The sequence below is a fragment of the Streptomyces sp. NPDC030165 genome, assembly GCF_055573595.1.
The window spans coordinates 1-8,837 of record NZ_JBVIBD010000058.1 but is presented as its reverse complement, the minus strand read 5'-3'; the positions used below and the strand labels follow the sequence as shown (position 1 = coordinate 8,837).

Here is an 8,837-nt window from a genome sequence, read left to right as displayed (position 1 = left end):
GGCCCGGACGCTGACGGAGTCGATCGCACAGCGCGTCCAGTCGAGCTCCCCGCGCAAGCCGAGCTCGTCGAGGACCAGACGGTAAAGCTTGGCCCACACCCTCGCCTCGGACCACTCGGCGAACCGGCGGAAGGCCGTCACCCCCGAGGGACCGAAGCCGGGCGGCAGCTGGTTCCAGGTGCAGCCCGAGGTGGCCACGAAAATGATCGCGGCCAGCACCTCCCGGTCACCGTGCCGCCGGCGGCCACCACCCTGCCGACGCTGTGGCGCCGGCGGCACCACCCGCTCGAACAGCTCCCACAGATCATCCGGCACCATCCGCTCAACAAGCGAAGCAGTCACGGCCCCAGATGCCGCACGATCACACCAAACGAAATGGCGTCTTACTGCGCCTTGCGGCCCCAGGCCCGCCGCTTGAGCGCGACGCGATCCGCATCGACCGTGCGGGAACCGCGTGAGGCGGCCGGGTATACGGCGATCTCCTCCAGCACGAGCACGAGCACGCCCCGCTTCGCCTTGCGCCGACTCGCACGAAAGCGTCCTGCGATGTTGCCGTCCGTGTCCCGGGCGTCTCGCACACGCTGCGCCCCACGATCCGACCTACGCGCAGGCCGGAGGCCCTGACGCCAGGACACCGAGAGGAGAGACCCGCGGCCGCAGAGCCGCGAGTCGGCACCTGACCCGTCGGTCGACGGCGACCTGTGCCGTAGCGGAACCGGCGACCGGTTCGGTGGTTACGGGTGTTCCTGGATCCACAGGACGAGGATGCTGACCGCGCCGGTGCCGATGCCGTAGCAGGCGCCGCGCAGCAGGTGTCCTGCGGCGGCGCGGCGTTGTCGTACGGCCCACCGTACGAGCCGATTCGTGCGGGTGACGGCCTTGCGGGGAGCGGGCCGGCCGGGGCTTTCGCGCATGGCAAGTGTCCTTCCGTACGGGGGATGCCGGGCAGGAGCCCTTCCGGCTGGTGGCCTTGGAGCTGGTAGGCCGGAGGGGCTGCTTGGCTGTCAGGTCAGCGGCGGCCGGCGAACTGGTGGAGCTGGTCGGCCAGGCGCCGGTCGGGCCGAGGCGCGATGGGGCACGCGGCGCTGCGGGCGGCCAGCCGGTCGACCGCCTCCTCCAGGTCTCCGGTGGGGCCCTTGGCCATGGTTCCGTTGGCGCGGACGTAGTGGGCGACGGCTTCGAGGCCCTCGATGAACGCGTCGTCGGGGCAGCTCGTCTCGTCGGTCATGGAGTGCGTCAGCTGGTGGTACCAGTGCCGGGCCTCCCGGGACTCGCCGAGGTGGAGGTGGTGAAGGTGCAGGCAGTAGGCGGCCGCGCGGCTGCCGGCGCCGGCGGCCAGCTGCCGCCAGAACTGCGCGGACTCGGGTGTCCGGTCAGGTGGAGCAGGCAGGCGTAGACCAGCGCCCCGGCAACGTCCATCTCCTCTTCTTCCACCAAAGGGGCGTGAGGGCCGGCTCCTTCGGCTTCGGCGAGCTGGCCGACGTGTCCGGCGGCTCCGGGGCCGTTGAGCACCCAACGGGAGACGACGCCGAGGCACTGTCCGGCCAGGGCGGCGCGGGCCATGTCCGGGATCGGGGTGGTCTGGGCTGCGTCGGCGGCCAGGCGGCGCAGGGCGGCGCCGACGTCGAAGGCGGTAGGGGGTGTGGTGGGCACGTATGCGTCGGCCAGGAGGTCGTCGATCGTCAAGGTCACTGTCCTCGCCCTTTCTCCTTGCTGGTCCTGCTCGGGTCCGGCGGCAGTTGCAGGTGGACCCGCAGCCGGTCGCGGCCTTTGCGGCCGAGGTAGTCGACGGTGCGCTCGTCCAGTCCCCTGTAGCGGGCGATCTGGCGAGTCGGGTAGCCCATGAGGTGGCGCAGGACGATGACGGTGAACTGGCGGGGCGGCAGCAGCGTGATCGCCTCGTACAGACCGCACGGCCCGTCCGCCAGCTCCAGCTCGCCGCGGACCGCGCGCAGGCTGCGGGCTATCGGCCCGTTGATGAGGAACGCGGGGTCGCGCTACTCCCGCTCCAGCTGGGTGGTGACGTGCCGGTGCAGGACCGCGAGGGTGTGCTGCTCCAGGTCTTCTCCCTGGAGCAGGCCGCCCCAGCCGGCCCGGATCTCCAGGAAGACGCGGTGGACGGACTCCTCGGCCGCGGCGCGGCTGCCGAGGTGCAGCTCGGCGTAGGTGTGGAAGAACTCCTGGTGGCCCAGGTAGAAGGCTTCGAAGTCGATCGGAAGGTCCATGAAGTCGGGGGCCGGCTGGGTCAACTGGGGGCGGCGTGCCGCTGATGCGGCGTCCGGGGGGACATCATCGTCGCTCACATGGATCTCCCCCGGGAGATGGTCATCACGGGTCTCATTTCGCCGAGGCAGGAGCACGCCAACTCGCGGCCACTGAGGGTTTTTTGGCCTCACTCACCACTTAGGCGATTTCGGACGCGAACCACTCATGCCCCGCCCGGGAAACCTCGCGTTGCGCAAGCACCCGTAAGCGAGGGGCAAGATCACATTCACCGGGCGCGCCGCTGACCAGCACGTGTGATGCGCGGGCGGCCGCGGGCGCGATCGCATTCACCCACTCAAGTGGCATACATCACAACAGTTTTGGTCAGGAGGTGGAGTGGTATCGGCAGAGCAACACGGAAAAGGGTGGAAGCGACGAAAGCCGCGCCGTTGTGCGGCCTCACTGCCGCTGGGCGCCCGGGCCCGAGGCTCTTCAACCGGGCCGGGGCGCGGGGCGGCAGTTTCCGCAACCGGAAGATGACACCGTACTGCGGTGGCTAATGTGATGGCATGTCTTCCACTGCGATGACCCTCCGCATCCCCGACGACCTGACGCCCGCCATACGCGCCAGCGCCGCGGCCGCCGGCCTGAGCGTGAACGCCTACGTCGTCCGCGCCGTGCGCCGCGCAGCCGTGCTCGACGGCGCCCGCCAGCTCGCCGCCCTCGGCCTCCGCGACGACCTGGCGGGCGAGGGCGACAGTCTGTGAGGCGCGGCGAAATCTGGTCGCTGCCCGACGGCCATGACGTTCTGATCGTCTCCCTGGAAGGGCTGGAGGCCGCGTTCGGGGTGGTGCTGGCCATTGTGCTGCACCCCAGCGGGAGGTACCCCGACACCGCCATGTCCGTGGTGATCGGCGACCCCGTCGCCTGCACTGCGGTCGCCGCGAACATCCAGCAGCTCCACGCCGGCCGCTTCGACGGCGCGACGTGCCGCGGCTCCGTCCCCGCCGAGGCCATGACCCGGGTCGACCAGGCGCTCAAGGCCGTCCTGGACCTGTAGCCCAGGCCCGTCTTTCCCTGAGAGGCGGGAACGAGCAAGTCATCGATATTCCGCCTGCTCCTTGGCGATCTGGGCGGCGGCGGCAAGGGCGTGCACAGTCGGTGCCCACTTCGCCAGCAGGTCCATGAGGTCGGGCAACTCCTCGCAGAAGACCGTCAGGGTGAGGTCGTTCCGCAGGTCGACGGCGAAGCGCAGCCGGTGACCGGTGGACCGTTCGTAGACGCATGGTTCCAAGGGGATGGGGAAGTTGTACGCCTTCGGAGGAGCCGCGACCTCGTACCACGGCTTGAATCCGGCTTCGCGCAGCATCTGCCTCCCTTCGCCATTGGCGGTGGGGCCCCTATCTCTTCGGTCAAGGTTGTGGGTCACGATGGCGGCATGACGGCCTGGTTGCGCACCTACTACGAGGACGAAGACCTGTGGCTGTATTTCGAGGCCGAAGACGGGGGCTGGGCAGCGCGACAGGTTGAGGTCCGGGGGCAGGACTCGCGTCCGGTGACGGCGGCCTCCTTGGAAGAGGTGCTGCACTTGCGTGATCATGAAGATCTCGCGGCGGTGTTCCGTGATGAACGGCAGTACGGCGTTCTCACCAAAGGTCCCCTGGACGGCTGGCAGGACCAGCCGCAGGCGGCCGAGATCTCCGCGGAGGAGTCCGAGCGGCTGTGGGCTGAAGCACGGCAGGCTCTCGGCGATGCAGCCTGACTTGGCGGGTTGGGGTTCGTAGAAGGTTGCGTCGCGGAGCATCGCGAAGAGGACGTCTGCCCGTCGTCTGGCGAGGCAGAGCAGGCCTGGGTGTGGTGCTTTCCCTGGGCGGTCTTCTTGTCGTAGTAAGCCCGCGATGCCGGGTCGCCCAGGGCAGCGAACGCGGAGAGGAAGAAGGCCCTCCTGAGCTGCTTGTTTCCTCTCCTGGAGGGCTGCTCGCCGCGGATTGAAGACCCGGAACTGCGGGTCGCCGGGGCAAGACCGGCGCAGGCGGCGAGGCGGCCGCCGGTCGGCGGTCGGCGGTCGGCGGTCGGCGGTCGGCGGTCGGCGGTCGGCGGTCGGCGGTCGGCGGTCGGGAACATGCTGCCGTCACCGACCTCGATCAGGATCCGGGCTCCGGTCCTGCCGATTCCCGGCATGGACGTCAGGACCTTCGAAAGAGGGTGGGCCTCCAGAAGTTGTTCGATCCGTCCGGCCAGGAGTTTGCGCTGGTCAAGGACTGCGGCCAGGGATCCGGCCAGGCTCGGGACGATCAGCGCTGCCGCATCCGTGCCAGGGACGGTGACGGTCTGCTCGTCCAGGGCGGCGAAGATCTCCTCGACCAGCCGCTCGGCCATCCGCGGGGCCTTCGGCCGTAACAACGCGACCAGCCGCCGTCGTCCGGCCTTGCGGATCTGGGCCGGTGAACCGAACCGCTCCAGCAAGGCCAGCACCGCCGAGTGCTGCAACCGCGGCCCCAGCACCCGCTCCAGCGAAGGGATGGATCTTACGCTTTGGGGAGGATTATTCCCATTTCGCGCATGGCGGCCGACGCGGGGCCGCCCTCGGAGCGTTCGGTCTTGTAGCCCTTGACGCCCGGGTGAAGGGTGCGGGAGTCGACGGCTTCGGCAGGCGCGCCGCTGGAGCACAAGCCCTCGGGCTGCTGGTCGCGGTCGTGGGGGCGAGCCAGAAGACGCGGCGCAGATGGGTGCCGGAGGCGCGGGAGGCCTTGGCGGTGGGGCCGAGCACGGCGTAGCCGACGAGGCGGCCATCGCGGTGGCAGGGGGCTGGCGGCGGCTGGAGACGCGGTCCAGGGCCGTGGGTGGGATCGGCTCGTGGTTCGAGTCAGTCAGCACAGCGGCGGGTCACCCCGGCGTCACCGCGCCCTCCGGCACTCCGAACCACTCCTCCAGCGCCTCCGCCAGCCCGGCCGTCGACGTACGCGCCTGCGCCCCCGTGTCGGCTGCCCAGGCCGTGAAGCCGTCCGGACGGACGAGGACCGCCGCCAGTCCCGGGCGGGACGGGCAGCCGGCCGTCAGGGTGTCGACGCGGCCGGCATACCCCGCAGCCAGGGCCCGGAGCTCCGGGTCGTCGGTGAGGTCGAGCAGGAGCGCCCGGCCGCCGTGGAGGTGGTCCGCGAGGCGGCCGCCGTCGGCGAGTTCGAGGTCCGGGGTGCTGCGGCCGGTCAGCGGGTGCTCGCCCGGCAGCCCGTAGCGCACCCCGGCGCTGTTGAGCCGGGCGGTGAGGTACGTGGTGCCCGTGACCGTCTGCGCCAGATCGCTGACGATCTTGCGCAGGGCCCGGGACTGCGGGTCCGGGCGCATGGCCGCGACCTGGGACCGGGTCCAGTCCAGGATCCCCGCGCCGACCGGGTGCCGTTCGGCGGTGTAGGTGTCCAGCAGCCCTTCCGGCGCCCGGCCGCCGATCACCGCGGCGAGCTTCCAGCCGAGGTTCATCGCGTCCCCGATCCCCAGGCTCAGCCCCTGGCTGCCGAACGCGGAGTGCACGTGCGCCGCGTCGCCCGCCAGCAGCACCGGCCTTTGCGGTACTCGGTGACCTGGCGGGCGTGGTCGGTGAAGCGGGTCGCGGTCCGCACCCCGGTGATCGTGACGTCCACGCCGGAGACGCGGCGCAGCCTCGCCTGGAGGTCCTCGGTGGTGACCGGCGCGTCCCGGTCGGCCGGCGGGCCGTCGAACTCCACGGTGACGATGCGGCCCGGCATCGGCCCGTGGGCGTAGACCCCGGTGTCCGTGGCGGTCCAGCCGACCGTCAGGTCCTCGGCGCCGGTCATCTCCACGACCGCCTGGTGACAGGTGATCTCCGGTTCCGTACCGGGGAATGCAAACCCCGCGAGCTTGCGGACCGTGCTGCGGCCGCCGTCGCAGCCCACGAGCCATCCGGCGCGGATGGCCCCGTGGCTGGTCCGCACCGTGACGGCCCCGTCGTCCGCGTCGAAACCGGTCAGCTCCACTCCCCGGCGCACCTCGACGCCGAGCTCGTCCGCCCGCCCGCCGAGCAGCCGCTCGATGTCCTGCTGCGCCACGAAAGCGATCCCGGCTGCGGGTCCGGCGTCGCCGAGGCCCGGCTCCGTACGGTCGACCAGGTCGGCGCGCAGCATGATCCCGGCGAAGTGCCCGACGACCCCGAGCCCTTGGCCCGCGGCCCCGCCTCCGTCCCCGCCGTTCCGTTCGCGCAGGAATGCCTGGAAGCGGTCCATCGCCTGCCGCTGCACCTCGGCCAGCGCGGGCAGCATGCCCCGGCGGTAGAACGCCTCGGCGCTGGGCATGGTGATCGCCCCGCCCTTGATCGCCGGGTCCACTGCGGTGAGGCGCTCCAGGACGGCCACCCGCGCGCCTGCAAGCCGGAGCTCGCAGGCCAGCATCAGTCCGACCGCGCCGCCTCCGGCCACCACCACGTCATAGTCCATGACGCCGACTATGACCGAGGGACGAGAAAGCCAAAAAGACGCCGCGGCGTCAAGGAGCTCTCCAGCAGGGGCACAACCGCCGGTGTGGCGATGCCAGGCAGGCAGCAGGCCAGGAACGTGCGCATCTGCTCCTCCGCGGTGCCGGGGGTGCGGTGGCTGGCCATTCCGGCCCACGCGCTGATCAGCAGCTCGGCCACCGCGTCGGGCTGCACCTGCGCCTGGAGCTCACCCCCGGGCGGCGGCGTGCAGCGGGCGGGCCACCGTGGCCCGCCAGGCGGGCCAGGGCGAGGTCCAGCCGTCCTGGCTGTCGGCGAGCGCGGCCAGGTACGGCGCGGCCCGGACCTTCGGATCCCTATCAAGATGGCGGGCCAGCAGCAGCGTGGCTGGCCCTACGCGGCCTGCTGGCGAGCCAGAGCGTCGGCAGCGCGGCGCCGTCCCGGAATGAACGCATCGATCGCCCCCGCGCCGCCGCTCGGCTGTACGTCCCAGGCACGGAACTTGGCAGCGACCCGGGCGAGCTTCTCGTTGCCGGGTTTGACATCGATCTGAAAGTGCGACTGTTTGGGCACGTTCTCGTCACCGCCCCACCGCACAACACCTTCGCAGTCAGCAAGGATGTCGCGGATGACCATGACATCTTCCGGGAAGAAGCAGTCCTTGGCCCCCCAGGGGGTACGCCCCGGGGCGAACAGCAAAGGCCGTTCCGGACAGGCGGCTGCTCTCATATGCGGCGGCCACCTGGCGGCTCGTAGTGTGGCCGGCGACGTCCTCGATTGTCAGGCGGTTGTCTATCTCTTAGTGGAAGCGCCGCAGCACGTACAGCAGCACTGTGGCCACGTCACCGCTGCGCAGGTCTGCGGTGATATTGCTGCCCTCCACCGTGTGGCGGACGATGCCCTCGCTGGTGACGTCCCAGCCGTTGGCGCTCTTGCTCCCCTGCCATGCACGGACCTTCTCACCGGGCGGTATCTCGGCGGCTACAGCTACCCTTCCCGTGCCCGCCATTCCTGTGGCCAACAGGCCGCCTCCAACGCCCCCCAGCCCGCAGGTCAACATGCGGCGTCGCGAGTATGCCTTTGTGTCATTCATTTCACTACCCGATTTCGTCGTTTCAATGCTTGGTATGCGGCCATGCCGATGCAGAACACCATGACGCTCACCCCTGCGATCACCAGCGGGTTGACATAACTGGGAACCAGGTCGAAAGCGGCGTTGCACTTGTTGGAGAGCGGGAAATAGCTTGCCGGTCCCGCGAATCTGCGGTCCCAGTGCTGCCGGTGATCCAGCTTGCACGCTTCCTCGATATCCCAAGGGAAACCGGCGAAGAGGCCCCAGGCATAGGTAATGAGTGTGCCGAGCAGAGCGTAAAAGGCGCCTTCGATCCAGCGGCTCACCTGTGCGCTAACCCAGGATCGCATCAGGAACCGGAACACCCACATGACGGCAGCCAGTGCTACGAGAGGAATAGCGAGCAACGCGGTCATCGTCGTCATTTTTTCAAGGATGGGGGCCTCCTGGGGTCATCAATTGCCTTCAGTGCTCGCGACGGTTGCGCCTCAGGAGGCTGGATTCTCCTACTAACCGCCGGCACCGAGGCGTGAGCTACGAGGTCATTTGGGAACCGAGGCCCTCGCCCAGGCCGAGTGGTTCGCCAGGTGGTCGCGGGTAGGAACCAGGGTGCCGTCCACGATGAGAACGGTGGCCTTGGCGAACCGCTTGCGAGGCCGGAGTGTGAGCAGGGGGCCGAGGTGGTTGATGACGCGGCCAGCCGTGGACTTCGAGACGCCGAACAGCGGAGCGAGCTGCCGCAACGTCAGGTTGGTACGCCAGTAGGCCGTAACCAGCAGCATCCGGTCCTCCAGCGCCAGACTCCACGGCCGGCCTCGGAGGACCGCATCTGCTCCATCGCGCCGCAACGTGGTCAGCAGCTTGTCGAAGCAGCGCAGGCTCAGCCCAGCGAACGGGGCTGTCCAGGACGGCTTTGATGCCGTGATCACACTCGCCATCTCGTGATCATCACTCAGGCTGGCCAGCCACTGTCGGCACAATCCCACAGCTACGCTGATCGAGGCAGTCCACAGTGAGCAGAACCGGGGGAAACCGTGAACCGACCGCTGCTGTTCCTCGACGTGGACGGGCCGCTCAACCCTTACGCGGCCCAGCCGGAGAGGCGTCCCGACGGCT

Annotated in this window: 13 protein-coding genes and 4 pseudogenes; 3 read left to right on the top strand and 14 right to left on the bottom strand. The window is 69.8% G+C overall.

Annotation, left to right across the window (positions count from 1 at the left end):
- The 6 genes from ACZ4Z1_RS41975 to ACZ4Z1_RS41950 form a co-directional block, all read right to left on the bottom strand.
- On the bottom strand, positions 1 to 342 hold a 342-nt coding region (locus ACZ4Z1_RS41975; RefSeq protein WP_468491982.1), incomplete at its 3' end, for a transposase.
- Between the two features lie 392 nt (positions 343 to 734).
- Positions 735 to 914 carry a hypothetical protein gene (locus tag ACZ4Z1_RS41970; RefSeq protein ID WP_468491981.1) on the bottom strand — a complete coding sequence of 60 codons (180 nt, stop codon included), beginning with the start codon at positions 912 to 914 and terminating at the stop codon, positions 735 to 737.
- Between the two features lie 95 nt (positions 915 to 1,009).
- Entirely contained in the window at positions 1,010 to 1,228 is a 219-nt protein-coding gene (locus ACZ4Z1_RS41965; protein ID WP_468491980.1) for a hypothetical protein, read from the bottom strand.
- An 8-nt stretch (positions 1,229 to 1,236) separates the two neighbouring features.
- Positions 1,237 to 1,686, bottom strand: coding sequence for a hypothetical protein (locus tag ACZ4Z1_RS41960; protein ID WP_468491979.1), 450 nt, complete (start codon positions 1,684 to 1,686; stop codon positions 1,237 to 1,239).
- Positions 1,687 to 1,688: 2 nt separating this feature from the next.
- A complete protein-coding gene (locus ACZ4Z1_RS41955; protein WP_468491984.1) occupies positions 1,689 to 1,895 on the bottom strand; it encodes a sigma factor-like helix-turn-helix DNA-binding protein in 207 nt (68 codons plus the stop codon).
- Between the two features lie 102 nt (positions 1,896 to 1,997).
- On the bottom strand, positions 1,998 to 2,303 hold the full coding sequence (locus ACZ4Z1_RS41950; protein ID WP_468491978.1) for a hypothetical protein: 306 nt from the start codon (positions 2,301 to 2,303) through the stop codon (positions 1,998 to 2,000).
- A gap of 471 nt (positions 2,304 to 2,774) precedes the next feature.
- Here ACZ4Z1_RS41950 and ACZ4Z1_RS41945 point away from each other — a divergent pair, with 471 nt between their 5' ends.
- On the top strand, positions 2,775 to 2,972 hold the full coding sequence (locus ACZ4Z1_RS41945) for a YlcI/YnfO family protein (RefSeq protein ID WP_468491977.1): 198 nt from the start codon (positions 2,775 to 2,777) through the stop codon (positions 2,970 to 2,972).
- Entirely contained in the window at positions 2,969 to 3,265 is a 297-nt protein-coding gene (locus tag ACZ4Z1_RS41940; protein ID WP_468491976.1) for a hypothetical protein, read from the top strand. Before ACZ4Z1_RS41945 ends, ACZ4Z1_RS41940 begins: the two co-directional genes overlap by 4 nt.
- Before the next feature lie 39 nt (positions 3,266 to 3,304).
- On the opposite strand, the gene ACZ4Z1_RS41935 is transcribed toward ACZ4Z1_RS41940, so the two are convergent.
- On the bottom strand, positions 3,305 to 3,574 hold the full coding sequence (locus ACZ4Z1_RS41935; RefSeq protein ID WP_468491985.1) for a hypothetical protein: 270 nt from the start codon (positions 3,572 to 3,574) through the stop codon (positions 3,305 to 3,307).
- 69 nt (positions 3,575 to 3,643) lie between these two features.
- Here ACZ4Z1_RS41935 and ACZ4Z1_RS41930 point away from each other — a divergent pair, with 69 nt between their 5' ends.
- On the top strand, positions 3,644 to 3,967 hold the full coding sequence (locus ACZ4Z1_RS41930) for a hypothetical protein (RefSeq protein ID WP_468491983.1): 324 nt from the start codon (positions 3,644 to 3,646) through the stop codon (positions 3,965 to 3,967).
- A 3-nt stretch (positions 3,968 to 3,970) separates the two neighbouring features.
- On the opposite strand, the pseudogene ACZ4Z1_RS41925 reads toward ACZ4Z1_RS41930, so the two are convergent.
- From ACZ4Z1_RS41925 to ACZ4Z1_RS41895, 7 genes and pseudogenes are all read right to left on the bottom strand, one after another.
- A pseudogene (locus tag ACZ4Z1_RS41925) lies at positions 3,971 to 4,725 on the bottom strand (transposase); the annotation flags it as partial.
- An 8-nt stretch (positions 4,726 to 4,733) separates the two neighbouring features.
- Positions 4,734 to 5,005 (bottom strand): annotated as a pseudogene (locus ACZ4Z1_RS41920) (DUF6009 family protein); the annotation flags it as partial.
- A gap of 86 nt (positions 5,006 to 5,091) precedes the next feature.
- Positions 5,092 to 6,653 (bottom strand): annotated as a pseudogene (locus ACZ4Z1_RS41915) (FAD-dependent oxidoreductase).
- Between the two features lie 389 nt (positions 6,654 to 7,042).
- Complete coding sequence (locus tag ACZ4Z1_RS41910) at positions 7,043 to 7,285, bottom strand: hypothetical protein (RefSeq protein WP_468491975.1); 243 nt, start codon at positions 7,283 to 7,285, stop codon at positions 7,043 to 7,045.
- 163 nt (positions 7,286 to 7,448) lie between these two features.
- Entirely contained in the window at positions 7,449 to 7,670 is a 222-nt protein-coding gene (locus tag ACZ4Z1_RS41905; protein WP_468491974.1) for a hypothetical protein, read from the bottom strand.
- Between the two features lie 68 nt (positions 7,671 to 7,738).
- Positions 7,739 to 8,146 (bottom strand): hypothetical protein, encoded by a 408-nt coding sequence (locus tag ACZ4Z1_RS41900; protein WP_468491973.1) that lies wholly within the window; start codon positions 8,144 to 8,146, stop codon positions 7,739 to 7,741.
- 162 nt (positions 8,147 to 8,308) lie between these two features.
- Positions 8,309 to 8,659, bottom strand: a pseudogene (locus ACZ4Z1_RS41895) (helix-turn-helix domain-containing protein); the annotation flags it as partial.
- Positions 8,660 to 8,837 lie beyond the last annotated feature (178 nt).

Bases quoted from the DNA above. Each gene is read 5' to 3' on its own strand.
- ACZ4Z1_RS41930 (WP_468491983.1), top strand. From the start codon at position 3,644: ATGACGGCCTGGTTGCGCACCTACTACGAGGACGAAGACCTGTGGCTG.
- ACZ4Z1_RS41935 (WP_468491985.1), bottom strand. From the start codon at position 3,574: ATGCTGCGCGAAGCCGGATTCAAGCCGTGGTACGAGGTCGCGGCTCCT.
- ACZ4Z1_RS41945 (WP_468491977.1), top strand. From the start codon at position 2,775: ATGTCTTCCACTGCGATGACCCTCCGCATCCCCGACGACCTGACGCCC.
- ACZ4Z1_RS41970 (WP_468491981.1), bottom strand. From the start codon at position 914: ATGCGCGAAAGCCCCGGCCGGCCCGCTCCCCGCAAGGCCGTCACCCGC.
- ACZ4Z1_RS41965 (WP_468491980.1), bottom strand. From the start codon at position 1,228: ATGACCGACGAGACGAGCTGCCCCGACGACGCGTTCATCGAGGGCCTC.
- ACZ4Z1_RS41900 (WP_468491973.1), bottom strand. From the start codon at position 8,146: ATGACGACGATGACCGCGTTGCTCGCTATTCCTCTCGTAGCACTGGCT.
- ACZ4Z1_RS41910 (WP_468491975.1), bottom strand. From the start codon at position 7,285: ATGGTCATCCGCGACATCCTTGCTGACTGCGAAGGTGTTGTGCGGTGG.